21 protein-coding genes, 1 pseudogene and 1 CRISPR repeat array are annotated in these 26,671 nt (G+C 43.9%); of the genes and pseudogenes, 11 read left to right on the forward strand and 11 right to left on the reverse strand.

Annotated features, from left to right (window positions below):
* Positions 1-12: 12 nt before the first annotated feature.
* Positions 13-1,110, forward strand: a complete 1,098-nt coding sequence (locus H6F98_RS25930; RefSeq protein WP_192221593.1) for a GUN4 domain-containing protein — start codon at positions 13-15, stop codon at positions 1,108-1,110.
* A gap of 123 nt (positions 1,111-1,233) precedes the next feature.
* On the opposite strand, the gene H6F98_RS25935 is transcribed toward H6F98_RS25930, so the two are convergent.
* From H6F98_RS25935 to H6F98_RS33140, 6 genes are all read right to left on the reverse strand, one after another.
* Positions 1,234-3,006, reverse strand: a complete 1,773-nt coding sequence (locus tag H6F98_RS25935) for a pentapeptide repeat-containing protein (RefSeq protein WP_192221594.1) — start codon at positions 3,004-3,006, stop codon at positions 1,234-1,236.
* 49 nt (positions 3,007-3,055) lie between these two features.
* Positions 3,056-3,478, reverse strand: coding sequence for a DUF2690 domain-containing protein (locus tag H6F98_RS25940; RefSeq protein WP_192221595.1), 423 nt, complete (start codon positions 3,476-3,478; stop codon positions 3,056-3,058).
* Between the two features lie 177 nt (positions 3,479-3,655).
* On the reverse strand, positions 3,656-4,066 hold the full coding sequence (locus H6F98_RS25945; RefSeq protein WP_192221596.1) for a hypothetical protein: 411 nt from the start codon (positions 4,064-4,066) through the stop codon (positions 3,656-3,658).
* A gap of 685 nt (positions 4,067-4,751) precedes the next feature.
* Positions 4,752-5,051: a helix-turn-helix domain-containing protein gene (locus H6F98_RS25950; RefSeq protein WP_192221597.1), complete on the reverse strand. Its 300-nt coding sequence runs from the start codon at positions 5,049-5,051 to the stop codon at positions 4,752-4,754.
* Positions 5,048-5,668, reverse strand: coding sequence for a hypothetical protein (locus tag H6F98_RS25955; protein ID WP_192221598.1), 621 nt, complete (start codon positions 5,666-5,668; stop codon positions 5,048-5,050). Before H6F98_RS25955 ends, H6F98_RS25950 begins: the two co-directional genes overlap by 4 nt.
* 185 nt (positions 5,669-5,853) lie before the next feature.
* Positions 5,854-6,180: a hypothetical protein gene (locus H6F98_RS33140; protein WP_242058697.1), complete on the reverse strand. Its 327-nt coding sequence runs from the start codon at positions 6,178-6,180 to the stop codon at positions 5,854-5,856.
* A 154-nt stretch (positions 6,181-6,334) separates the two neighbouring features.
* Between H6F98_RS33140 and cas12k the strand changes: the two genes are divergently transcribed.
* From cas12k to H6F98_RS26000, 9 genes and pseudogenes are all read left to right on the forward strand, one after another.
* Positions 6,335-8,530 (forward strand): type V CRISPR-associated protein Cas12k, encoded by a 2,196-nt coding sequence (cas12k, locus tag H6F98_RS25960; RefSeq protein WP_192221599.1) that lies wholly within the window; start codon positions 6,335-6,337, stop codon positions 8,528-8,530.
* Between the two features lie 540 nt (positions 8,531-9,070).
* A CRISPR array of direct repeats spans positions 9,071-9,544; the repeat unit is 37 nt; unit sequence GTTTCATCAACCTTTCCGCTCTTGGGTAGGTTGAAAG.
* Between the two features lie 38 nt (positions 9,545-9,582).
* Positions 9,583-9,752, forward strand: a pseudogene (locus H6F98_RS25965) (IS1 family transposase); the annotation flags it as partial.
* A 271-nt stretch (positions 9,753-10,023) separates the two neighbouring features.
* Positions 10,024-10,590 carry a phospholipase D-like domain-containing protein gene (locus H6F98_RS25970; RefSeq protein ID WP_242058698.1) on the forward strand — a complete coding sequence of 189 codons (567 nt, stop codon included), beginning with the start codon at positions 10,024-10,026 and terminating at the stop codon, positions 10,588-10,590.
* A 262-nt stretch (positions 10,591-10,852) separates the two neighbouring features.
* Complete coding sequence (locus H6F98_RS25975; protein ID WP_192221600.1) at positions 10,853-11,233, forward strand: sugar ABC transporter permease; 381 nt, start codon at positions 10,853-10,855, stop codon at positions 11,231-11,233.
* A gap of 9 nt (positions 11,234-11,242) precedes the next feature.
* Entirely contained in the window at positions 11,243-13,156 is a 1,914-nt protein-coding gene (locus tag H6F98_RS25980; protein WP_192221601.1) for a caspase, EACC1-associated type, read from the forward strand.
* Between the two features lie 248 nt (positions 13,157-13,404).
* On the forward strand, positions 13,405-13,794 hold the full coding sequence (locus tag H6F98_RS25985; protein ID WP_192221602.1) for a hypothetical protein: 390 nt from the start codon (positions 13,405-13,407) through the stop codon (positions 13,792-13,794).
* On the forward strand, positions 13,791-14,222 hold the full coding sequence (locus H6F98_RS25990; protein ID WP_192221603.1) for an HNH endonuclease: 432 nt from the start codon (positions 13,791-13,793) through the stop codon (positions 14,220-14,222). The genes H6F98_RS25985 and H6F98_RS25990 overlap by 4 nt, the downstream gene beginning before the upstream one ends.
* A gap of 195 nt (positions 14,223-14,417) precedes the next feature.
* A complete protein-coding gene (locus H6F98_RS25995) occupies positions 14,418-15,614 on the forward strand; it encodes an NAD(P)/FAD-dependent oxidoreductase (RefSeq protein WP_192221604.1) in 1,197 nt (398 codons plus the stop codon).
* 17 nt (positions 15,615-15,631) lie between these two features.
* A complete protein-coding gene (locus H6F98_RS26000) occupies positions 15,632-16,297 on the forward strand; it encodes an HAD family hydrolase (protein ID WP_192221605.1) in 666 nt (221 codons plus the stop codon).
* 53 nt (positions 16,298-16,350) lie between these two features.
* On the opposite strand, the gene H6F98_RS26005 is transcribed toward H6F98_RS26000, so the two are convergent.
* A complete protein-coding gene (locus tag H6F98_RS26005; protein ID WP_192221606.1) occupies positions 16,351-17,148 on the reverse strand; it encodes a hypothetical protein in 798 nt (265 codons plus the stop codon).
* A gap of 268 nt (positions 17,149-17,416) precedes the next feature.
* Positions 17,417-18,136 carry a DUF4079 domain-containing protein gene (locus H6F98_RS26010; RefSeq protein ID WP_192221607.1) on the reverse strand — a complete coding sequence of 240 codons (720 nt, stop codon included), beginning with the start codon at positions 18,134-18,136 and terminating at the stop codon, positions 17,417-17,419.
* A 437-nt stretch (positions 18,137-18,573) separates the two neighbouring features.
* On the opposite strand from H6F98_RS26010, the gene H6F98_RS26015 reads away from it, so the two are divergent.
* Positions 18,574-19,746 (forward strand): serine/threonine-protein kinase, encoded by a 1,173-nt coding sequence (locus H6F98_RS26015; RefSeq protein ID WP_192221608.1) that lies wholly within the window; start codon positions 18,574-18,576, stop codon positions 19,744-19,746.
* Between the two features lie 285 nt (positions 19,747-20,031).
* Here the strand turns inward: H6F98_RS26015 and psbA are convergent, their stop codons facing one another.
* From psbA to H6F98_RS26030, 3 genes are all read right to left on the reverse strand, one after another.
* Positions 20,032-21,114 carry a photosystem II q(b) protein gene (psbA, locus tag H6F98_RS26020; RefSeq protein WP_192221609.1) on the reverse strand — a complete coding sequence of 361 codons (1,083 nt, stop codon included), beginning with the start codon at positions 21,112-21,114 and terminating at the stop codon, positions 20,032-20,034.
* Between the two features lie 306 nt (positions 21,115-21,420).
* A complete protein-coding gene (locus H6F98_RS26025; protein ID WP_192221610.1) occupies positions 21,421-22,938 on the reverse strand; it encodes an MBOAT family protein in 1,518 nt (505 codons plus the stop codon).
* Positions 22,939-23,168: 230 nt separating this feature from the next.
* On the reverse strand, positions 23,169-26,243 hold the full coding sequence (locus H6F98_RS26030; RefSeq protein WP_192221611.1) for a DUF1574 family protein: 3,075 nt from the start codon (positions 26,241-26,243) through the stop codon (positions 23,169-23,171).
* Between the last annotated feature and the right edge of the window lie 428 nt (positions 26,244-26,671).

Here is a 26,671-nt window from a genome sequence, read left to right on the forward strand (position 1 = left end):
AAAGGGTAGCAGATGCCACCAAGGTTTCATCTACCCAGGTATTTGCTCCCACCGAGGCAAAAGTTAAAGTATTACTTTGGTCTATCACTCGCTGTAGCTGGTGCCCTAGTAGCTCTGTGGGGCTTTCTCGTACTGGTTGTTAAGCCTGGTAATGGGTTTCAACCTGATAAGTTCCTTGCTCTTTCTCGTCTTATCGCTGGAGCCTTTGCTATGGGTATTGGTGGTAACTTACTGCTTTCCAGGCAATACAATTCAGGCATAAGCTCATTTGATGACGATACCGCCTATGACAACCCTACCATTAATACAGGCGGTGGCAACTATAACGAGTTTATATCCGGTCATTACATACAAGGCGATTACATTAACATGAACTCGAACTTACCCGAGGCTACAGCTCAGCTCCAGGAGCTTATAACTCAGCTTGAGGTTCAAGGATGTGATCTAGAGGAGGCTTTACAGCGAGTTACTAACGACTTAGCAAGTCAAGCAACAAGTAATCCTACTGTTAGAGTAAAGCTTCGGAGGTGGCGGAAATCTGTAGGCGATACAGCACCCCATACTTCTCTATTTGAAGCCGCTAGAACCGTTGTTCAAGCAGCTAGTGTTTTCAATATTCAGTCTGGGGCTTTAAGTTCAACTGGATCTGCAAATTACCAGAGACTGGAGCGCCTACTCGCAGACGGGAAGTGGAGAGACGCTGATGAAGAAACCGCACGTATTATAGTTCAGGGATTCAGGCAGGCAGAGCAGGAAGGGTTGGTATACAGTAGTTTAGATGACTATATCGAATGGATTCCTGGTGAAGACCTACTCCGTATAGATAATCTCTGGGTTAATTACAGCAATAGACGCTTCGGATTTAGCGTTCAGAAGAAGATATGGAGAGAAGTTAACAAAGATTATGAGGCTTTTGGCGACCGCGTTGGTTGGCGTGTGGAGAGTGAGTGGATTCTATATTCTGACATTGCTTATCAGCAACAAGCACCATCGGGGCACCTACCCATAACTGTAATGATGCTAGAGTGCTTGTCATATTCTGATAATAGTTGTGGCTGTGCAGAATCCGTTTTGGATGCCTTTGTATCACGGCAATACAAGGTGTATTAAAGCGGACATATCAGAAAGTCCTAACACGCGGTAAATTATTTATATTCCCTACTACATCTGTACTTGCCAAGCCCAATTAAAGCCGTAAGATTAGCTGATAATATTAATTCTCTTTTCATAATTCTAGCTTTCTGAATAATCTCTCTGTATATAGTCTCCTTCAATATTTTCGTTATAATTGCCGCCATTTGTGTTGATAGAACGATTATCTATAGTTGTTATAAATTCTAATTTAGGAGTGGACAGTAGCGTGTTTATTGTAGTGTGCAAATCCCTAATCCTACTATCTTTTTCTATTAATATCTGCTGGAACTCTGGTTCAATTAATTTCTTAATATCGTTATAGTATAAAAAATATTTAGCACTTAGTATAGAAAGGTTTACGTTAATAGCAGTTTTAACTCGCAGTAAAATCTTATCTTCTCCTCGTTTTTCAATTGCCACAATTTCTAATTCTGCTTCTGGGTTTTTTTCTGCTAGTTTCTCATAAGCAATGGCAATAGCGCGTGGATCAACATTCTGATTGTGGTAAAGATCAAGTGTTTCAATGATTGGCTTAATAAAATCACCAAAATCCCCGTCTTCAAAGACTTCATCTTCATTGTCAGGTTTGCGGAGAGGATTGGGCTTCTCTTTGGTAGGAAGCCGCATGTATACATATTTACAGCTAATTCCATAAAACTTAGTATCGCTCGTAATATTCCAATCTTCTATGTAAGCTCCTGTGAGTGTAGCTCCTGTAAAATCTGCCCCATCTAGCTGTGTCTGTTTCAGTTTTGACCCAGATAAATCCGCATCCTGAAGGTTGGCATGGTTCAGGTTTGCTCCAATAAAGCTCGTGTCTACTAAATTTCTTCCTTTTAAACTGATTCCTTCTAAATTCAAGCCATCTAAATTTTGTTCTTGCCCGTAGTTTTCAACTAGTAATTTCTGCACTTGCGGGTATTGAAGATAGCTTTCTCCAACAAGAGCGAAATCAAGTTCTTTTGCATGTAACCAAGATGTGCGCGTGATATTTGTTATTTTTTTATCAGTGCTTCTAAAATCTGTACATTTTAGGATTGCTTCTTGAAAATTAGCTTCAGTTAGATCAGCCCCACGAAATTTTGTTCCACCCAGGCAAGCTATAAAAACAGCAATGTTAAAAACCAAAGCATATCTTTTGTCTCTATTCAAAGCAAGTTTTGCAATATACTTACCTAGAATTACACCAAGCCAAGCAAAAGACCAACCAATAATAATAGTTAGGTTATGTGCTTTGCTTTGATATAAAAATATTGCTACAGGTATTGCTATAAAGAAAGTAAAAAGTGTTAGTAACTTTTTAATCCTATTTCCACTTATAATTTTGACTGTACATATAATTATGGCTATAGTAAAAGCCAAGAATCCAACTCCCAACCCTATAACACTTCCATTTATAGAACCATTAATAAGGGCAATCATATCTCCTAAAGACAAAATTGCAATTCCTGCTGAAATTAAAGCAAGAAATACAATTAAACCTATAGTTAGAACTCCCACTATACTTGTTATTTTAAAAGCTTCTTCTAGCCCTTTATAAAATGAGAATACAAAAAAAACTATGAATATCTCAAAAGTAATTGTCGCAATAATATAATTATTTAATGTATCATCAGGATAAATACCCTGAGAATCTACAGGAATTAGCCTATTTGCAACAAGTTGTCCTGCTATTTCAAAGCAAGTTACTAATAAAGCATTTAATGTGAATGATATAAGTAACAGAGAAGTTTGCCAAATTGGATGCAGTCCAGATTTTGCTCCTCTAAAATTTGCATTGCTAAGATTTGCCTCAGTAAAAATTACACCTCTAATATCAGCGCCTTCAAAATTGTGTCCAGCCCAATTTCCTCTATAAAATCTTGACGGCATAGTTACTCCTATAAAATAAAACTCCATTTACTACTAAAAAAGAGCTTTTTCAGCTAGCTGTTTTTGTGCAAATAACCTGTTTTTTGGGTATCTCAATACAGGCTTTAAGGTTTCTTCCTGGACCCATGTTGCCATAATGTGCGCCTTTTACTGGGTCATTTGGAGGTATCCTATAATTGTCACCGTATTTTTTACCCTGAGCATCTTCAACATAAATACGTGAACCAGGAGGAACTATAGCTCTTGACCAACTAGCATCACATTTAGCTGAATATCTCAACTCAATTGAAATGCCATTAATTTTCTCTTCTAGTATAGTTTCAGCATCAATAGCACATCCTTGGTTTCTAGCATCTAAGCTCATACAAGAGGTGTTCTTACAGAGCGGGTCCTGGTGCAAAAAATTTTTACAGCCACTAAGTAACATACTAAAAAATGTCATAAGAAGAAAAAACAAACGTATTTTTTCCATGTTTTTTAGGTTGATTTTTAGTTTTTGCGACTTAGCAACGTTTTGTTTTTTTTGATAATTTTATGGTAGATTGTTTCTCAGCTTGTGTAAAGTATTAACACAAGTGCTAAGATGTTCTTCAACCTAATTACTAGGTAAATTATGTTACTTCAAAAGTTGTTCAGAATTTATTTTTAATTATCTAAAGTCTGTACATAACTCCCCTACATTGGGATAATCTGCACAAGCCTGGAATCGCTTTGTAGAGTTTAATTTATCACCATAGTTCCATCCAGTGACTTGAGTAATATATGGGACATATCGCTTACCAAACTCGTCTTTAAGATACAAAGTTGTACCTCGTGGCACACAAGCTCTGACCCATTTTGTTCTAGATTGGTTAGATGACCGCAGTTCAACACGTACTCGGTAGCCGTTAACATCTGCTGGTTTGGCTGCTAGTGTTTGTTGCCCTCCATTAGAATTGGGTGGATTGCTACATATCTGTATTGATCTTTGTCTATCATCTTGGGCATAAGTGCTAGAAACAAAAGTAACAGAAGTAGCCAATATAGCGACTAAACCAGCTAAAAGAAATTTTCTATTCATATCTAAGTCTAATCTCTTTAATAAACTTACGGACAAGCAAGCTTGAAACGCTGCTTTTACTTGCCTGTAACGCTCACTCTCCTGTTTGTAAGTCTACCTAAATTTTAATCATTAAAACTGGAAGATACTTATTTAAGCCCTATCACAAGTGGATTTCTTTTAAGACTGCCAATTTTAAGCCCTAGTTTGTGTGATGTAAATCACCATTAAATCAATTATTTTTATCAATTGAATTTCTCTAAAAAAGGAATTATTGATAAATTATTACTCTGAGAGCAGTTTTGCTTATCTCTGAAATAGTTTTTGTTAATTCCCTATTCAGGTTTACCTACGAAAGCTTTATTTTCTCCACAAAAAAGTATTTAAAAATACAAAATACTGCTTGACTATAGAAGATTCTAATTAGTCCGCTTCTTTTTTCTCTAACACATTTTTTACCTAACTGTTTCATAAACGTCTTACCTTTCCGTAGCCTAATGTAAGACGTTTTTGAAAGAAGATTGACTTTAATTTGTCGTGAGTGACTCAAGGCTTTCAAAAACGTCTGTCACGAAACCCTTATTCCACATTTTTTACATCTAATGCCTTACTCTCTGGCAGGATAAAGACGGCTACTGTCTCTGGTGCTTGTTAGTTGAGATGGGGTAGACAGCTTTTGAAGACAATCAAAGTAGCTAGCTCTGCGCTAGTCACGATTACAATAGTGACTAATCAAGCTTTCTGGAAGCTCTTCGTGAAATTCTAAGAAGATATCAAGCAGTGCAAGGGTTTGCGAGTAGTAAGGACTCGGTTCCTCATAGCTTCGCCCCCTGCTAAGCCAACGATTGACACGCGATATATCGGTTTGGCAGACGAAGGCAACTTCGTTACGAGTAATGCCTGACCATTTCTCTGCTAGCTGTTGAGGTGTTAGTGTCAACGGTTGTCGGCAAGCAAAGCGTTGAAGCAGTTTTTGTTCCTCTTCCCCAAAGGAGTATCCGTTCATGATATTGACTCCTCTTGGGTTACGGCTTCAAGTTCATCCTCCCAAGCGATTGTGGCAACGCACCAAGAGGCACTTACTGAATCCTTATCAAGCCAAATCACATATTTCCACATCCAGTGACAATGATGGGGAGCATAGGCATAATAATGCCCGATGTAACGTCCCGTATCAGTGTCGGTTTCTACTTCTCCGTCGATACTGACAGGACACAGACGTAAGCGGTCGCCATAGATGAAGCGAGGAATAGGAGTAGCAGTAGGGAACTTGGCAGGAAGGTCTGTTGATTCAGGATATTCCATAGCTATCGGTTCAGGGACGACTTCCTCCTTTCCTTGGCGAATTGCCTTGAGATAGGCAGCAACTAAATGGGAGTCGAGATTTTTAGCTAACTGCTGAACCAATAGGGCTGCAATCATCTCTGATTCTGGTTTAGTGATGTGCTGGCTATCGAATTCCGAACTAAAGCAGTTTTGTAAGTGAGTAAACAGGTCTGTGAGTGCAAAATCATGGAGTGCTTGCTCATATGCCACTTTTTGTACCGTGGTTTCCAATGAAACTTGGGAAGGAATATAAGGCATGGTGGTACCGACTCTGATAACTAAGTTGGCTACTGTCATCAACTGGTGACGAGTCTTGACTAGCTGTTTGCGCTCAAACCCTTATTACATAAGGGCAAGGCGAAAGGTGGTATTTGGAAGGTGAATTCAGACACAATCTCTAAAATCTCCAAGCTCTCTCGAAGAGTAAATCTAAATTTGCCATATTGACAAGAAACTCTTGCCAAATGACAAGAAGATTGATGTTAAGAATTCCGTCTTCGATTCTTGTTGTACATTTCCCTGAGGAGCTGTAAATACTCTGGCTCAGTTTCGACTGTAGTCCAGATGTGATGGGCGATTGACATCCTTTGTTTGTGTTTATCACTAGGTACTCTACGATGCTCACCTTGCGAGAACCAATGATTAACGGTCGTGAGAGAGCAATCACAGATAAAAGCTAGCTCCTCACGCGATACATTCCAATGTTTAAGAAACTCATTGAGTTCCATTAGCTGCTCACCAAGGGGCTGGAAGTACGTCTTTAACGCCTCCCAGTGTCCCTGAGCAGGAGATCTTGGAGCAATACTCATATCCAACCTACTTGTCATAATGACAAGATATAGAGTTATGATATCTTCATCTATGGAATCCATCGAACGTTCTATCACCCTACTAGCCCCCCACTCAGTTCAAGTTTGGTGGCATTAGGGAAACTGAGTCCTAATTATTGGGAGCGTCTACCTGATGAATATGTCGGTGTTTACAACTCAATGCAGTCTTTCTGCCAGCGAGGAAACGCGACAGTACTTTTGGGAATTGATGGAGAAACACACGCTTCTAGTCAACGAATTGTTAGAAAAGATTGCTCAACATCCCCAGTTTCAGGAGTGGCAGAAAAAGGGTGCTATTTCTCGCAACCCAGTAAGAGGAATTCTCGCTCCTCTTAAGGAAAATCCACGCTATGCGGGATTGCCTGGTCGCTTCTACACTTCCGCTGAGTTGATATCTTGTTACACCTACAAGTCTTGGCTTGCCTTACAGAAAGAACGACAGCTTCAACTAATTGGCAAAAAGCGTTGGTTACAGGCAGTAGAAAGCGAATTTGAATTGTTAGCAACCACTAATTTTAGTCCCGATAAGGTTCGGGTCAAGGCTCGTGAGATTCAGAACAAGGCGATACAAAAGCTGAACGGGCGAGGCAAAAAGCACAAAGCTCTAGATCTAAAGATTGTGTTAGAGATGCATGATGAGACGGCTGAAGCTCCTCTAAGCCGTCGTGCGATTAATCATCTACTCATCAATAACCTGAAAATTAGTGAGAAAGAACAGAATCTCGAAAAGCTTTCCGAGCGTCTAGACAAGAAAAGGAAAGAGATTGAGCGCATTGAGGATCAGCTAATTAGCCGACTTCCGAAGGGAAGAGACCCGACCGAACAGCGATATTTAGAAACGCTATGTCACATAACTGCTCTTCCAGAATTAAGGGATAACCCTGAGAAGTTGGCAGTGGAACTAGAGACGCTGACGGTTCAGCAACAACTTCCTCTGCTCAAAGAATTGCCTTACCCAATTCAGTTTGGTAGTACTGGTGACTTGTACTGGTCTGTTGAAACTCAGGACACATCGAATCCTTTTGACGCAGAGAATGGAATTCATCAAGAGTTGCCAAAGAGCAAGAAGCGTCAGAAGAAACGTTGCAAGCGACCTGAAGAACGAATCTGTGTCCGATTTAAGGGAACCAAAGATCATACCTTCAAGATTCAGTGCGACCGTCGTCAGCTATCAATATTTCGACAGTTTCTGATTGATTATCAGACTCATCAAGAACTGCCCGATGAAGAACGTTTCTCGGAAGGGCTATTTGCACTGCGCTCAGCTTGTCTAATCTGGCGTAAGGATGATAGTAGACACGGCAGCAACAAAAAAAGAACGACTGACAATCAAGAAGACCAACTAAAACCTTGGAATAATCATCGTCTTTATCTTCATTGTAATGTAGACAGGCAACTGCTCACAGCAGAGGGAACTGAGCAGGTACGAGAAGCAAAGAAGAAGGCGGTGATTAAGACACTTAATAAAACACTTGGTAAAGAGAAACTTCAAGATTTAGAGCTAGAGCAATTAGGGCTTACTAAGGCTCAGATTGAAAGTCTTGCAAAGAAAAGCTCCACCTTAAATTATCTGGAGAAGAATTCACCTCCACTTCGCCCTAATGCTAAACCTTATGAAGGGCAACCTCACATCATTGTTGGAGTTAGTTTCAGTCGTCATGAACCTGTTGCTATTGCTGTTGTAGATGTCGAAAGAGAAGAAGTTTTAGAGTGCCAGAGTGCTAAGGAACTGTTGAACAGGGGAGAAGCCCAATACATCTGGAGAAATGGTAAAAAGGAACCTTTGATAAAAGATGGAACGGAACAACGACATCCAAATGGAGGCAAACTCTATATCAGGAAGGGAAAGCGTGTTCGCAGGAAACCCTATCGCCTGGTTCAGCAACTCCATCAACGGCACCAGCAAAATTCTCAGCGTAGGAGTGAGGAGCAAAAACAAGACCGTTATAGAAGTAGCAACTCAGACTCAAATCTAGGACTCTATGTTGAGCGACTCATCGCTTCTGAGATAGTCGAGCTTGCCCTTCAACGAAAAGCAGGCACTATTGCCATTCCACAACTACAGGGCATTCGTGAAAGTGTTGAAAGTGATATTCGAGCCAGAGCCGAGCGTCTGTTTCCCAATGAAAAGGAGCGCCAGAAGGAATATGCCAAAGATTATCGGTCTAGCTTCCATCGTTGGAGTTACAACAGACTATCTGAGTGCATCAAGGAGTGTGCTTCTAAAGAGGGTATAGCTGTTGTTGTCCGGCAACAGTCCTCTGTAGGAGAGTTGGAGCAAAAAGCCATAGCTATTGCTCTATCTTCCTCCAATGTCAAGATTTCATGATTTCAGCAATCAAGCATTTGTACCTTGACAAGATAATATTTGTTCAATAGCGCGTCTCGTTCCCCGTGAACAGATGATAAGTGTAAGGGCAGTTTAATTGCTTTCCGCCCTGTGTAGTTGTCCGCGTCTCTCTAATTCTTTTGAGAGACAGGTCGTTAACGGAGCTTGCTTCGTAAATGACCTTCCTTCTGCGGAACTTCTCCGTAGATAGGGTGCAGGGTCGTGCCTAGCATCAAGGAGCTATGTTTTTATAACTAGTGGTAAGTGCCTCTGGTTATAAGGATACAGGAGTACGTGTCGTGGCAGCTACCGAATCGCCTCCGAGCAAGGAGGAGTCCTCCCAATCTATTTTTTGACGGGTCGAAGTGGGGTCAAAATCCTGGGAGTCCCGTCAAAAGCTCAAAACTCCTGTCTAGTCTTGGTTTGAGACTTTTACAAAGTCAGCATTCTCCTCGGAGAAAAAGCTGGAATGAGGAATTTAACATCAGCCGTCAAAAATTCATTTGTCAGCTTATGTAGATAAGGGTTTCAGCGGACGCGGTTTCATCAACCTTTCCGCTCTTGGGTAGGTTGAAAGATTATAATCCTAGTGAAGGGATTAGTAAAGAAAAGGTTTCATCAACCTTTCCGCTCTTGGGTAGGTTGAAAGTTCATATGCATGATACTCATGGAACATGGTCAATAAAGTTTCATCAACCTTTCCGCTCTTGGGTAGGTTGAAAGAATATACAACTAGTAAATACTATCGATAACGGATATGTTTCATCAACCTTTCCGCTCTTGGGTAGGTTGAAAGATGAATATCATATGGTTATGGATTTTGGTTTTAAAGTTTCATCAACCTTTCCGCTCTTGGGTAGGTTGAAAGTTATTTTTATACTTACGATGGCAATTCTTTTACCAAGGTTTCATCAACCTTGACGCTCTTGGGTAGGTTGAAAGAGAAGTTAATTGTTATACTTTCCTCTCCGATGGGAGTTTCATCAACCTTGCCGCTCTTGGGTGGGTTGAAAGACTGGGACAATGATGAACTGCAAGTGTGTGCCCAAGCGGTTGGCAAAAAAACAGGAAAACCAATTATATTGAGCGGTTCAACAACACTCTACGGCAGCGAGTAGGACGCTTGGTTCGTCAAACCTTGTCCTTCTCTAAAAAATTGAGCAATCACATCGCTGCGATTCGGTACTTTGTACATCATTACAATGTCTTTGTTCGCTCTTGACCATTACTATTCACCGCCACCCAACACCATTTTGTCTGGACACTAATTCTTTAAAACTGCTTTAGTAGCAGGCAAAGAACCTCATTAAGCCTGAAAAGCCCATTCTTTCATTCCTTATGGACACTAATTCTTTAAAACTGACCATTAATTCTTTAATGGACACCATAAGCCCTACAGACCTCCTGTAACAATTCCAGTCGGAGAGGGAACTATAACAATTAACTTCTCACCCGCGAGAAGAAAGCAAGACATTGGGACGACTAGTAATGGAATGATTGCCTTCTACATACAGCAAGCCTCATCAAGTGTACATATCGCGGTGTTTGTGTATTCTGACCAGACGATTAGCGACACATTAGGCGAGGTACATGATAAAGGGGTGGAAGATATCAAAGTTTTAATAGACCCTGATTTTTATAGACGGGTTTACTCCAAAGCTTATGATGCAATGGGAGTTTGTCCTAAGCCAGGTAAAAGAAAGAGCAAAATTCAAGTCAAGCCCTGGCAAAATCCCATAACTACAGTTGGATTCCCTATAGCGCCTGTAGGCGATCGCGGCGTACATAGTAAGATGGCGATCTTGGATGGGAGATTAGTGATTACTGGTAGTCTTAACTGGTCTAATTCTGGAAACTACTTGAATGATGAAACATTGATTGCGATCGATAACCCAACGGTTGCGGCACACTATGAGCGGGAATTCAATCGCCTCTATGGAACAGCCGTGCTAGGTTTGGACAGTCTGCCTCAGTCTCATCAATGTGGAAGCGATAGTTCGCCTAGTCCAAAGCAACCGATTACTTCAACAGAATCAGAATCTATTTTTTCAGATAATTGAATTAGATAAAGCTTCAATCAAAATGACTGGAGAAGTTAGATAAGCGAGTTAGCGATCGCATAACGCTAAGGCGGTTAGGAAGGCGATCGCACAATTTTTTAGTTATGGCGATTTTCACTCTTTTCGTTCGTAGGGGCGCACGGCTGTGCGCCCTTATCCTGTGGTGCTGTAGATGGTACTGTAGGCGTTAACCTCTTCCCGATCGCCTTAAAACTCACCAGAATAGAGTAAGAATCACTCTAAGGACAGTTGGTAGAGTCACATGGCAAGTACATCTGATATTCAGATCACGATTTCCCTAGCCGATCCAAGTTTGAATGATGAGGAATTGGACGAGGAAGTGGAGAATTTACTACCGCAGATTAGAGAGGTAGATGGAGTTGCACAGGCAGCTAAAGTACCGATTGAAGAAGCCCCTGAAGGCTCAAAAGCCTTGGGAGGATTTTTGTTGGGGATACTAACGGCTGAGGTGAATCCTGCTAATATTAAGGCTTTGTTTGGGTTTTTGAGCGATCGCTTAGGTGGTCAACCCATTGAAATGTCTCTCAAAGCACCTGATGGTAGAGAACTCAGTATTAAAGCTAGTAGTCAAGCTGAGTTTGACTTTGCCTATCAGAAAGCCCAGGAATTTCTCAAGCCATAGACAGTCGAAATGACGAAAGTAGCATTGCTGATTGGTGTCAGCGAGTACGAACCTGGCTTAAACCCACTACCAGGTGCTGTCAAAGATGTTGAGGCAATGCATCAAGTCTTGGCACACCCAGAAATGGGCGGCTTTGCCCAGGAAAATATCACAGTGCTAAAAAATCCTCAACGGCAGGCGATAGAAGATGCTATCTACAAGTTGTTCGACAATCGCCAGAAGGATGACTTACTGCTATTTTACTTTTCTGGTCATGGGGTTAAAGATGAAAGCGGTAAGCTTTACCTGTCAACCCGTGCGACTCATAAAAACAATGGGAGACTTGTTAAACCATCAGCCGTCGCCGCCAGTACATTACACGAGAGTATCAACGAGAGTAAATCTCAGAGACAGGTGGTGATTTTGGATTGTTGCTTTAGCGGCGCGATCGCAAAAGGGATGAGTGTGAAGGATGATGGTACGGTGAATGTCCAAGAACAGCTAGGCGGTAAGGGACGAGCAATCCTGACTTCTTCTACGTCTACCCAGTACTCTTTTGAGCAAGAAGGCTCGGAACTCTCTGTCTATACTCAGTATCTGGTTGAAGGCATCGAAAAAGGTGCAGCAGATCAAGACAATGATGGCTGGATTTCTATTGATGAGCTGCATGAGTATGCTAGCAGCAAGGTGAGAGAAGCCGCTCCAGCAATGACACCAGAATTTTATCCGGTGCAGGAAGGGCACAAAATTCTGCTGGCAAAGTCGCCCAAAGATGACCCGAAGCTGAAGTATAGGAAGGAAGTAGAACGCCGCATCAATCGCGGTAAGTTTTCCATTCCTGCGCGTCGTCTATTAAATTCACTGTATCGCCAGTTGAAGCTTGACGCTGAAGTTGCGGCAGCTATTGAAGCTGAAGTTCAACAACCTTACCTGGAGTATCAGCGCAAGTTAGAAGAGTATGAGTCAACGCTGATTGAGGCGATCGAAGCTGAGTCAACGCTGAGCGAAACCACACTTAATGACTTAAGAGACTATCAGCAACATTTAGGGTTGAGGGATGAAGATGTTGCGGTAATTGAAGAACGGATTATCGGTGAGCAAAAAGCGATCGGATTGATTGCATCGATGGAACAACTTCTCGTCTCCATTAAAGCAGTTCAATCGACTCCATCAAACTTTACAGAAGACCTAGGTAATGGGATAACGTTGGAAATGGTAGCCATTCCAGGTGGCACATTCCTGATGGGTTCTCCAGAGAGTGAACAAGGACGGAGTGGTAGAGAAAGTCCACAGCACACTGTTACTATTCAACCCTTTTTCATGGGTAAATTTTCAGTCACTCAGGCGCAGTGGCAAGCCGTCGTAAGCTTACCTAAGGTCAACATTGACCTTAAATCTGACCCATCCAACTTCAAAGGCGCAAATCGTCCAGTAGAGAGAGTTTCCTGGAATGATGCCGTCGAGTTTTGTGCGCGATTGTCAAAAGCAACGGGGCGAGAGTATCGGCTACCTAGCGAGGCAGAGTGGGAATATGCCTGTCGTGCTGGAACGACTACCCCATTTCACTTTGGTGAGACGATTACGACAGATTTAGCCAATTACAACGGGAATTATAATTATGGTTCTGGCTCCAAAGGTCAGTATCGCGAGCAAACAACCGATACAGGAAGTTTTCCAGCTAATACCTTTGGGTTGCATGATATGCACGGGAATGTGTGGGAGTGGTGTCAAGATACCTGGCATGAAAATTACAACGGAGCGCCCACTGACGGAAGTGCTTGGGTATATGAGAATGCTAATCAAAATAGAAGGATACTACGCGGCGGTTCCTGGGACGGCAATCCAGGAGATTGCCGTTCCGCGTCTCGCCTCGACTACAGCCCCGACTTCGACGACGACTATATTGGGTTTCGGGTTGTGTGCGAGTTTCCGAGGACTTTCTAGCCCTTTACACTTTTCCCCTTTTGCCCTTTGCTCTGTTTTCTCTTCCCTTGTTTCGCACGTAGCGCAAACAGTTTTTTTGAGCGAGAAAAGCGATCGCCCTTTAGGAAAGGCAACTAAACATGAGACGAGTAAGCGATCGGGTACCAATAATAAACCTTCTGCCCTCTGCCTTTTGCCCTTTGCCATAAAATGAGACGAGTAAGCGATCGCGTTTCAGATGCGCTACACAAGGAGAATTCGGGAGAGTTATGAGTACCCAAATCACTATTACCTTGCCCGATGAGGTTTACCAACGAGCAGAGCGTTTCGCACGGCTGGCAAACCGCGACCTAGCTAGTGTTCTAGCTGACACCATCCAACTTTCCATCCCAGCCATCAGCCCAGAAGCAGCAGCCCTTGAACCGATCTCAACCCTCAGTGATGAGCAAGTCATAGCGCTGACACAATTGCAAATGGAACCAGAGCAAGATGCTCGTTTAAGTGACTTGCTAGACAGGCAACAGTCAGGCATTCTGACTGAGACAGAACGCAAGGAGTTGCAAACCCTGATGCAGATTTATCAAGAGGGTTTACTGCGAAAAGCCACAGCCTTAAGCGAAGCTGTCAAGCGTGGGTTGATGGAGCCTTTAAGTTCGTGAGTTCTCGCCAGATTTCAGAGGAAGTTCGGGCAAGGGTACGAATACAAGCTAAGAATCAATGTGGCTACTGTCGCAGTCTCCAGAAGTATGTATTAGGAGTTCTGGAGATTGAGCATATTATTCCGAAAGCCTTGGGTGGCACAGATGACGAAGAGAACCTGTGGCTTTCCTGTAGGCTATGCAACTCGTTCAAAGGCATTCAAACCCACGGACAAGACCCAATTATGAATCGCAAGGCTAAACTATTTAATCCTCGTCAACAAAAGTGGTCACGGCATTTTGCTTGGACTAACAATGATACACACATTATGGGTCAGACAGCCTGCGGTCGTGCAACAGTTTTAGCCTTACAACTCAACAATGCCTATGCAGTAACTGTCAGACAAGCCTGGGTTTCAGTTGGTTGGCATCCACCAACTGAAGTCTAAAATCAATCAACTGACAGAGCTTTTTCACGCCAGTATTTCCCCCAAGTCAGCAAATCCTAGCTAGCGATCGCTCTTTAAGGAACTCTGCAAAAAGCTGATTGCTTAGATAATTAGGAGCTAGTAATTCACTGGCTTAAGGAAAGACTTCTTACAATGAAGGAAATTGCCCTGCTCGGAAGATGAGCGCATTGAACGATGACTGAACAACCCACTCGCGTCTGTATTCTTGGTGGAGGCTTTGGGGGTCTATATACTGCCCTGCGCTTGAGCCAGCTACCTTGGGAAAAATCGCAACGACCAGAGATTATTTTGGTTGACCACAATGACCGATTTGTGTTTTCGCCACTCCTGTATGAACTGCTGACAGGCGAACTGCAAACTTGGGAGATTGCCCCACCTTTTGAAGAAATCTTGGCAAACACAGGTGTGCGCTTCACTCAAGCGGCTGTGGCAGGAATTGACGTAGATGAGCGGCGGGTACACCTACAAGATGGGCCAGAATTCTCGTATGAACGTTTGGTCTTAGCGCTGGGTGGTGAGACACCCCTGGATATGGCACCAGGCGCGGCTGAATATGCTATCCCGTTCCGCACCGTTGCTGATGCCTATCGCTTGGAAGAACGGCTGCGGATTTTGGAGGAGTCGGACGCTGATAAAATCCGAGTTGCCATTGTTGGGGGGGGTTACTGCGGTGTAGAGTTGGCGTGTAAGCTGGCAGAACGCTTAGGAGAGCGAGGACGGTTGCGGTTAGTTGAACTGAGTGATTTGATACTCAGAACATCACCAGACTTTAATCGCGATGCAGCACACAAAGCCTTGGATGATCGGAAGGTTTGGATCGATCTGGAAACCGGAGTTGAGTCGATTGGGCCTGATACCATTTCCCTGTTGTACAAAGGACAATTGGATACCATTCCGGTTGACCTAGTGTTGTGGACAGTAGGGACAAGAGTTGCGCCAGTTGTGCGATCGCTTCCTCTCAAGCAAAATAATCGTGGTCAGCTAACGACAACATCGACACTACAAATTGTTGACCATCCAGAAATCTTTGCTCTAGGTGACTTAGCCGATTCCCTTGATGCCGAAGGTCAGCAAGTTCCGAGTACAGCGCAAGCGGCATTCCAGCAAGCTGATTATACAGCTTGGAATATCTGGGCTTCACTTACTGGGCGTCCTCTGCTTCCCTTCCGCTATCAGCACCTCGGAGAGATGATGACTTTGGGTACAGATAATGCGACGTTTACAGGTGCAGGAATCAAGCTAGATGGTCCTTTAGCCTACCTAACTCGTCGTCTTGCCTATCTCTATCGGATGCCTACCTTAGACCACAAGCTGAAAGTTGGCTTCAACTGGATTGCTCGACCTGTGCTAGATTTGCTAGCTGGGGGCTAAGGATGAGAAGCTAGGCAATGCAACAACCAAAAGTAATTCTTCTTGATGCCGTCGGTACACTATTTGGTGTCCGGGGGAGTGTGGGTGAGGTTTATAGTGCGATCGCGGCTGAGTTTGGTGTACAAGTTCAGGCGGAAGCCTTGAACGATGCCTTTCTCCAAGCGTTCGCCGCCTTTCCTCCTCCAGTTTTTCCAGGAGCAACGTCAGACGAGATTCCCTATTGTGAGTTTGAATGGTGGCACAGGGTTGCTGAACTGACATTCCGTCAAGTCGGTGCTTTTGACCAATTTGCCAACTTTACAGAGTTTTTTGACGAACTCTACCAGCATTTTGCGACGGCTGAACCTTGGTTTATCTACCCCGATGTTCTCCCAGCGTTAGAACAGTGGCGACGGATTGGGATTCAGTTAGGGATTGTGTCTAATTTTGATTCCCGCCTTAACTATGTCTTAGATGCACTAAAACTAAGCGAGTTTTTTACCTCCATCACCATTTCTACTCAGATTGGTGTGGCAAAGCCTGACCCCAAAATCTTTACTTCTGCCTTAGAAAAACATTATTGCGATGCTCAGGATGCATGGCACATTGGTGACAGCTTTAGACAAGACTATCAGGGGGCTAGATCGGCTGGGTTAAGAGCAATCTTAATAGAGCGAACAAGTCAGATGCCAGGAGAATTGTAAAAGCAATCAGCATTCAGCAGTCAGCTATCAGCTTATCAATGAAATTTTTTGGCTTATTTGCATAGTTGATGAGTCACGATATTGTACATCGGTGATAGGGGTGGAAATAAGTCTTCTGTAGAGTCAATGATTATATATCTCGTCTGACCCGTTTCCGGTATCTTGTCAACTAATACATTTTTTTGATTAAGACTACAAATTTTGATGTCTTTATCGAGTAATCGTCGAAATAAATAGGTCGTTTGAATCTTTAATAATTGACGCTTCTTATCTTTGTCTACCTTCCGATGTAAATTGAATTGGTGTTTATGCCGAATTTCTTCTAAGGTTGGTATATCAAAAGCTTGGCGAAACTCAGTATCAAACCCAGTATTAGTCTGTCCTAAGTTTATACCTTGACTAACTCTCCTCATAAACAAAAGCTGTTTGAAGAAAGAATTGGGTTTAGCGTCTTGAACATGAAAATAAACTGGACAAATTTGAAGTAATCTTTGTTGCTGACCCGTTAATTTAGTTTCAAAATCTTCGGCAAGTTCAACAGTTCGATAAAACTGTTTTCTTAAATTTTCTGTAAAAGGTTTTCCTTGGGAGCATTTCATTGCTATTTGGGGATTAGGAAATATCCTTAACTCAAGCTCATCTTTGCCTAAGATATGAATACCTTTTTTGACTCCATCACTATAAGGGTTGATATTGTATAGCTCTTTATTCTTAATGAGGATAGCTATCAATCTTTTTAGGTCTTTTGAAAAATCATTGACATCTTGATATTGATTTCGTATATTTTCGTAAACATCTTGATGAAAATCAATAGTAACCTGTTCTTGACTCCAGGTTTTTATAGAGGACATAAGTTAATCCCTTAATTTTGGCAAGCCATAATTCTTATTCTAGTAATTCTAAATTTCTAACTGAGCGTTTACTATTGCTACTTTAATAAGGTTACTAGTGCAAAAGGGCAGAAGGCAGGAGGCAGGAGGAAAGAAAACTTGTAAAGTAAGCTTTTTAACCTTTTTCAACTGCATAGTTATTTCCGCCATGCTGCACTAGTGACAAAGTTTATGAATCTGTCACCAGATAACCTTTAGTCCTGAAACGCTGTTAGTTCAATGCTTCTACTTAGCCTTGTTGTTGGGGAGGGGGTTGCGGACAAGTCTTATTGGCAAAATCACACTGATAAATGTAGGGTTTCTGCCAACTAAGAGGAATTTCTAGTAAGTCTCTTGTGCCAGTCATGCCTTGTCCGATGAATAAAAGCAAGGCTAAGCAATTTAAAATGATATGGATGTAGCGCCAGCGATTGGAGCGATCTTTGTAGATATCTTCAACAATCGCTAGTGAAAACACCATCAGCAGGGCAGCAGCTATCCCAATATAGTAGTGTGACCAATACCACTCATTCGTGCGCCGAAAAACCCCGTCCTGACAACCGAGAACGACTAAGCCTGTACCTGTTAGGGTGGCAAAAATTGCCCGCCAGTGCCGCTCCCTTGCACGATAAAGAAATACCAAGGAAGCAATAGTCACGGCAAACATCAATGCGATGAAGATAACTTGGGAAGGATTGGTACCCCAGACATTTTTAGACAATATATGCTCAACAATCGCGTAAGCAAGTCCAATTAATGCCACTCCTACAACTGAACCAGTTAGCCAGTTCCCTAGGTTAACGTGTTCACGTCCAACGATTGGTGGAATTTTACTTTTGCCCCCAACGGCTGTTTGCAAGCGTCGCTGGCGAGTCTGCCATGCAAAGTTAACCACCATGCCAATTAATGGAAATACAATCACTACTGCGAGTGCAGGATGAATCAAGCTAATCAGATCGCTCGTGTTCATATTTAAACGTTCTATGTAGAAGCGGGTGTTAGTTTAGCTCAAGCGATGTAAGTACCAGGAGTATCACCAAATCCTGAGTATGTATCGAGATGAACATTGCTGAAGGTGATGTTACTGAATAGCCTTTCAGTCTTGGTAAGGCGCAAATGGTACTAGAGTCCATATAAAATTATCTATGCCTCTATCCTAAGTATGATTCTACTAGATAGAGGCTTGGTAGTTCTGATACCAATTTCTATGAAGAAGCACTAAATTAAAGGATTTAAAGTAACCTAAGGGAGCTAGAAGCGATCGCCTATCATAAATACCAAGACACGATTTTGGGATGGCGATTGAGAGATGATCCGCATAAGCGATCGCCTTTGTAGATCTACCGTTATGCTTACAGAGTGTGAACGCTAATCATAGAAAGAAGTACGCAAATTTTGTAGCGTCCTATGAGCTATTGCATAAGTCCTAAATGCCCGAAGCCAGCAGATCCACAAAATGCTCACAATTTAGCCTGCCCTCATTGTGGCTCCCAACTATTGCTGCAAGGGCGCTATCGCGTGAAGCAACTGCTTGGCGAAGGACGCTTTGGTAAAACCTATGAGGTGGATGATCGAGGAACAGCAAAAGTTTTAAAAGTTCTGCTACTTAATGACCCAAAAGCCTTAGCCTTGTTGCAGCAAGAGGCACGGGTGTTGAGTCAACTGCTTCATCCCGGTATTCCCAAAGTTGAGCCGGATGGTTACTTTACCTTCTTCCCAAAAGATAGGCACCAACCCCTTCACTGCCTGGTGATGGAAAAAATTGAAGGCATCAACTTGGAAGAGTGGCAACATCAGCAAAATCAAGCCCTTTCTCAAGCACAAGCCCTAAGCTGGCTAAAACAACTGGTAGAAATTTTGCATCAAGTTCACCAGCAACTGTATTGCCACCGCGGCATCAAGCCATCCAACATCATGATCACACGTAACGGGCAATTAGTGTTAATCGATTTTGGCAGCGCCAGGGAAGTTAGCCACACCTCGTTGGTAAGAGTGAGTAGTGAGCGTGATGTCATTAGCGTTACTTCTCCAGGCTACACACCACTTGAGCAAGCTAATGGCAAAGCCGTACCACAATCTGATTTCTTTGCTTTGGGACGTACCTTTGTCTATCTGCTTACAGGCAAATCGCCCAATGACTTTCCCGAAGATCCACGTACTGGTGAGTTACTTTGGCAACACCGTGCGCCACAAGTCTCAAAATCAGTAACGGATTTGATTGATGACTTGATGGCTCCCTTACCCAGCAATCGACCTCACAATGCTCAGGTGATTTTGCAGCGTATCGCCGCAATTGACCACACCTGGCAACCCCCTCATGTACCGAAACAGCAACCTGAGTTTACTGACTCGCTCGTTAGCCTGCGACTAGAAGCTTTCCTACGTCAACATCGTGCTTCAAGCACTGGTGTCAAACCAGTGTTAACCAAACTTGCCAAATTTAAAAATTCAATCCTTATCGGTAGTATTGTCTTGTCTCTCGGACTCGCAGGAACTCAGGTTTATGGAGATTTAGCTTCTCTGCTGAGTGAACGATTTCCTGTATTATCCAATCAGCAGTGGTGGCCCAGTAAAAAGTAGAAAACGGTTCTATAGCCGTTAGCAGTCAGCTATCAGCTTTTTTGTTCTCCTTGCTCTCTCTAAATTTCATACCCCTGAGATGTATCGCAAAAGGCAGAGGGCAAAAGGCAGAAGGCAGAAGCGAAAAGATTGACGGGTCTTGGTTTCAGTATGAGAGCGAGAGCCTAATCGCCTTGGCGACTGCTATACCTCATCCAACTGAAAACCGCTATGTAGAGTTTACTCATATTAATAAAAGCGCCCCCCTGAAGGAGAGCGCTTTTTTTTCAGCTAGATTCCTAAGAATTAGCCATTGATAGCAGGAGCGGTCAGAGCAACCGGAGTTGCTTCACCAGATGCCAAATCGAGAGGGAAGTTGTGAGCATTACGCTCGTGCATCACTTCCATACCTAGGTTGGCGCGGTTCAACACATCCGCCCAAGTTCCAATCACACGACCTTGAGAGTCAATCACAGACTGGTTGAAGTTGAAACCATTCAGGTTGAACGCCATCGTGCTGATGCCCAACGACGTGAACCAGATGCCGATGACTGGCCAAGCAGCAAGGAAGAAGTGTAAGCTGCGACTATTGTTGAAGGAAGCGTATTGGAAGATGAGGCGACCAAAGTAACCGTGAGCGGCAACGATGTTGTAAGTCTCTTCTTCTTGCCCGAACTTGTAACCGTAGTTTTGTGATTCGGTTTCGCTTGTTTCACGTACCAGTGATGAGGTCACCAGAGAACCGTGCATCGCGCTAAACAGAGCGCCACCGAAGACACCTGCTACACCTAACTGGTGGAACGGGTGCATCAGGATGTTGTGCTCTGCCTGGAACACAAACATGAAGTTGAAGGTTCCAGAGATTCCCAAGGGCATTCCGTCAGAGAAAGAACCTTGTCCGATTGGGTAGATGAGGAATACTGCGGTAGCTGCTGCTACAGGTGCTGAGTAAGCTACGGCAATCCAAGGACGCATACCGAGGCGGTACGATAATTCCCACTCACGTCCCATGTAGCAGAATACGCCGATGAGGAAGTGGAAAATCACTAGCTGGTAAGGTCCACCATTGTAGAGCCACTCGTCAAGAGATGCGGCTTCCCAAATTGGGTAGAAGTGTAAGCCAATAGCGTTGCTAGAAGGAACAACAGCACCAGAGATGATGTTATTTCCGTAGAGTAAGGAACCAGCAACAGGCTCACGGATGCCGTCAATGTCTACTGGGGGAGCGGCGATGAAGGCGATGATGAAGCAGGTGGTGGCAGCGAGTAGTGTTGGAATCATCAATACGCCGAACCAACCTATATACAGGCGGTTCTCAGTGCTTGTGATCCAGGCGCAGAAGCGATCCCACAAATTGCCGCTACGCTCTCTTTGTAATGTGGTCGTCATAGTTTAAATGATTACTATCAATTTGATTTGAATCAAGGCAAGTAATTCTTACCCTTTCTTTGATATTATTTAGGGTTATTTATAAATTCAACAGTTTTTGTTTAATTACTTAACTATCTGTAATCAGATTTCCTTATGTATTTAGTTGAATAGGTTTTCCCGAAGCACTTTGTGTGCTGTTGTTTCAGGATTCGCCTCGCTTTGCTAGCAGACTTGCTCTGTTGGTAAAGTCTTTCCAGAGGAGTAGAGATTCAGTAGTGCTAACTCGTCTTAAGCGATGTGAAGTTGCGATCGCATTTGTGTCCGCTAAAAATCAAAATAGATATAAGGCAACCCACCCGTAGGAGCTAATACCCAGACTATATATAGACATAGCGGTACTAACAGCAGTTTTAACGGCCAATTGAGCTGTAGCTTTAAGCCTCGTTGGATAGCGTAAGCTACAGCCATTAGCACCATCAAGGCAGCGAGTAATAGAGCAATCGGGAGGGGTCCGATGCCAACCACCTCCACGTAAACTTTTTGAGCAAATTGAATATCTGCTGGGTGCCCCCAAAGACGCTGAATCACCAAGCCTGCTTGCTTGAGGCTGGGTAACCGGAAAAAAATCCAGGATGTAAAAACCATTGACTGGGTTAACAACCAGGCAACCAGTACACCTGACCAGCTTTGCCACCAATGTTTTGCCCATTCCTGACGTTCCGATACCGATTGTGTCAAGCGGTGCGCCGCCAAGGCAAGACCATGCAATCCACCCCAAACGACAAAACCCCATGCGGCACCATGCCAAATACCAGTAATGAGCATCACAATCAGCAGGTTCAAGCAGGTTCGACCCAAACCTTTACGGGAACCACCTAAAGGGAAGTAAAGATAGTTGCGTATCCAATCCCCTAGAGTGATATGCCAGCGACGCCAGAAGTCGGCAATGCTCGTGCTGAAATAGGGAAAATCAAAGTTTTCTGGAAGGTTAAATCCCAGGAGAATTGCACTACCACGCGCAATATCTACATAGCCGCTGAAATCGAGATACAGTTGCAGACCGTAGGCAATGATTGCTAGCCATAAATCACCACTACCCGCTCGTTCTAAGTTACCAAAACATAAATCAACAAAAATACCTAATTGATCAGCGAGTAGTGCCTTTTTAATAGCACCACAGGCAATTAACCACAGTCCTTCTGTTAATTGATCAGAACTAGGAAAATGTAATGACTTTAGCCCAGTTGCAAAGGGATGGAAGCGAGTAATTGGGCCAGAAATCACTTTGGGAAAAAACAATTTGTAGGTAGCAAACTGCATTAAATTCTGTGTTGCTGGTGCCCCCCGATAGACGTCAATCAGATAAGCAATACACTCAAAGATAAAGAACGAAAGCCCTAAAGGAGCAATTAAGTGAGTACTGAGCCAGTCAGCACCCGCTTGGACAACTGGCAAATTTAGCGATACGGCAAGGTTAGTTAAGAAAAAAGGAAGATATTTAAAGCCCAATAAGCCGATGACATTCAAAATAATCCCTAACCACAAAATCCTCAAGCGTCGGCGATTCCACACTCCTTGAGCAAGTAGCCATTCTTCATTGGAAAGACGCTGATTAGTCGCGTGAGAACCTGGTGCTGTATTTGAGCCAATTGCTTTTCCCAAGCCAAAGTTAATTAAAGTAATTATGAGTAGCAAAGGGATATACGCAATTTGCAGGGAGCCATAAAAGACTAGACTGGCAATGAGTAATACACGTAGGCGTAAAAATTGCTTTCGTACCGACCAGTAAATTCCCAGGACAACCAAGAGAAATAGAGCATAGGGAATTGAAATAAATGTCATTGTTCTGGAAATTAATGGTTAGGAATAGGAAAGGGAGCAGAGGAATACCCTTATAATAATTGAACAAAAAGAATACAGGAGTTCAGGAGTTCAGAAAAATTCTGAACTCTGAACGAACTGAAATACGTTCCCAAGCTAGTGTGCATTCAAGTTCATGTAGGAAACAGTCCAAATATTGGCTAATTTTAGGTTTTTCCCGTTTGAATTGTGCATTTTGAATTGCTGATTTCCTACTCCTTAGTTGGCTTAACTGCCCAAGGAATTAATGGGTCTTGAGCTAGTTGCTTGGCAACTTGGTATGCGCCATAGCGATTGAGGTGGCTAGGGTCAGAAAAGTAATCATGCTTGGTTGGTAATAAGTCAGTCAAGTCTCGGAAAATCAGTCCCCTTTGTAAAGCTGAGGTACGCATGTACTTCTGAAATTGTTCCTCGTAGGCTGTACGTGTAGGGTCTAAGTAGTCCTTAGTGAGGGGTAAGTTGACAAAAACAACACCGATCTCATGAGCTTTGGAAAATTGCAAGAGTGCTTCAAGAGCTGCGTCTTGCTCACCAGCTAGTTGGAATGATTGATAATCGCTGTCATAGTCCCCAGCTACTCTAGGATGGTTCTCGTAGTAGGTAGCGGGATTGAAGCGAACAGAAAGAGGAAGGAAGCCATCAAAGTCAATGGACTCGGTGTTGGATACTTCTTTTTGGGTATCAGACAAGGTTTGGTCTGAAGAAACATTGGTACGTTTCACAAGGGAGACATACTGCTCTTGCAAGACCGATTTGAGTTCGTCTCGCTGAGGATAGGTTGAAGAAAGTTTTCCTAGAGACTGATTGAGCCAATCATTAATTGACTGATAACTTGCTTTCCAAGACGCTATCGGGTTGGCGGCTTCAGCATTAATTCCCTTAGAACTACGATTTTTGCGATCGCTACCGACTTCCACTAAAGTAGGGAAGGTTCCAGCCTTGAGATGCTGGTACCCCTCAGAAGTCGCGATCGCTTTATAGGTAGCATCTTCTCGACCACTATTAAACGCCCGTGCCCCATCTGCCCAGATAATCAATTTAGGCAGTTGCTCTGGCGTTAACACCTCACGGATTAGGAAGTCTACAACCTGAGCGGTTGCTCCGTTGATACCAAAGTTGAACACCTCAATATCAGGGTAGCCCTGAGCCGCTAAAGCATCTTGGAGGGCAACTGGATCGACTCCGCGCAATGCTCTGGAACTTCCGACAATTAAAACATCAGGAGGCCCACTCTGGAGAAGGCGCTGTTGGTAGATTACCATCTTCTCATCTAACAGTGGGTTGTTGAACGAGGGATTTGGCGATCGCGCCGCCGCTAAAATTGCTGCTGTTGCGGCACTCGCTTTCTCCGGTGTCTCGGTTCGTTCGTTAATAATGACACTCGTCTCGCCTGTTCGCGTAAACCCAGACGCATTGAAGTCGCCTGTACCTGGCTTACCACCTTTCTGCAAAGATATACGGGGCAAAGGTACAGCTGTGGGTGACCCGTCCGTTATTGTCACACTTGGAGATGTTTTTGGTGAGCGTAGTAGCTGACCAACCAGCCAATCCGTTTGGATTGTGAGCAACAATCCCAACGTTCCCCAAACCATTGCCACTTTAAACCCTAGAGATGCTGAAAAACTACTAGGGGTTGAACGTTGGGGAACGGCTGCTAGGTCTTGGTTCTCGACGGCGGGGACAAATAGCTGCGAGTAGCACAAGCCACGGCGAAGTGTACGGACTGTTGCCTGAAGTGTCTGCCTTAAACCATCTTTGAGGTCTTCTTTGGTTAAGTCTGGGCGCAGAGCGGATTCCTCTGTCGGAGCCACCAGCTCACTCACATAAGCATCCGATGCGGCAAACTCTGGAGTTGCTTCTGGTACTAACCGCCGACGATGGACAAAATCATCCCCATAATTCCAAACCGGGGCCGTTGAACCAGCGCGACGACCATAAACCCGTACTCCAACAATCTCTGGGATGGCTAACTGGCGCAGAAATTTGGCAATGGGTGGTCCTACCTGAGCTTGTGGCGGGCAAATGGGTGCCTCGCTCATGATGTGCAACAGGTCTTGTTTACGGCGAATTTTGAGATGAATTCCACCCGTTGCTAAGCGCCGATCCAGGTCAGGATTGAGTAAGCGATGGAGCAAAAAGGTAATTGCTTCTTGGCTGCCTTTTTGTGCTAGTGAATACGCCGATTCTGCTAAATGGGGTTTGAAGGCTGCTGGTAAGTTGAGCCACTCAATCCAATTGGGTGCCTCTGGCTCTGGAGCGAGTAATCGCTGCTGGAAAGCCTTATCATGGCACGTCTCTACGCCATAAACCATAGCGGCTTGGATGCCTTGGGGGGCAATTCGCTCCAGTACAGGGACGATCGCTTTCATTGCCCGTTGTTTGTCTGGAGCAACAGCGCCCTTAGGCTTTAAGAGGCTGCAAAACAAATGAACTGTAGCGTCTTTGAGAACGGCTCGAACTTCCATCCCTACACTTGAGAGCCTCTGGTTCAAGGTTCGAGCGATCGCTTGGACATCGCCCCAGTGTGCCCACTCCTTGAGCATTTCTTCTGGGGGGGTCAAATCCACCCGCAACATCCATTCCGGTGTCGCTTCCCCACTCACCTGAGAGCAAATCGCCGCATCACGGAAGCCTTTGAGCTGCAAGTGCCGCAACTGTTCAACGACAGGTTCCGCAATTAACGAGGCATCTGGGCTGTAGTTAGAATTACAAACGACCCAAAGACGGCGGTTAGGAGATAAACTAGCGGCTTTTTCCTCCTCTTCCGGTTGAGCAGATGCATCGGGAAGGTTTTGGATCAGCACCTTAACGCTGACTCCCAATGGGCTGAGGGTTTCGCTCAGATAACGCGCGATCGCTTCTGGAGAGCCAGAACGAGCAAGAATTTCATTAGAAACCAGTAATGCAGCATCCGTCGCCGTATCACTTCCTGCTGTTGTAGATACTTTCGCCGCCTTACTACCCTGTTGAGGCGACTTAATCCGGATTTGCTTAATCCAGTCTGGACGCTGCTGTCCAATCGTGCGCCCATACAGGATGATTTGGTAAATCGGGTTTCCTGGAGTAACTGGAAGAGAATCACCCTCCTCCTGCCTTTTGAGTGCCTTGATGAAGCTACTTACAACCGTTTTGGCTTCTAAACCTTGGCGGCTCTCACATAAAATATGCAGGTCATTCCCTCGCAATCGGACTCTTAAGCACACCCCTGGCTGCCCGATGGCATGGTATGCCCACCGAGCTAGAGAGGACGGACGATCGTTTTGGGCCAGCTGATCGACATCCAACATCACAAATCTGTCACCTGGACTGATAACGGACGATTGACTCTTCCCCGTAGTTTTAGTTGGGGGATAGCGTTGACTATAGACGGTTGACCGTTGACTGCAAAACAGTCAATAGTCAAGTATGAACAGTCAACAGCGGGTATCGGTTCCTCCCCTGCCGGATCTGAGTAGGGTTCCCCGCCGTTTTTTATGATTTTTCTCGTTAGTAATCGCACACCCGATTTAAGCATACTTGTAGTGCTTCACAGAACTGATCAGCATGGGCAAGGAGTAATGACCATAAGGCAAGTACACTTTACGAAGTCGGCGAAAACTTACTCCTAGACTTATAGTCATGACAGCTCGTAGTCAAGTAGAGACACGATTGATGGCATCTCTATGTCTTTGGTCAGTGACAACCAAAGGATTAAAAATCAGTAGACGACGAGCAG

Source organism: Microcoleus sp. FACHB-SPT15 (assembly GCF_014849525.1).
Lineage (GTDB): Bacteria > Cyanobacteriota > Cyanobacteriia > Cyanobacteriales > Coleofasciculaceae > Symplocastrum > Symplocastrum torsivum.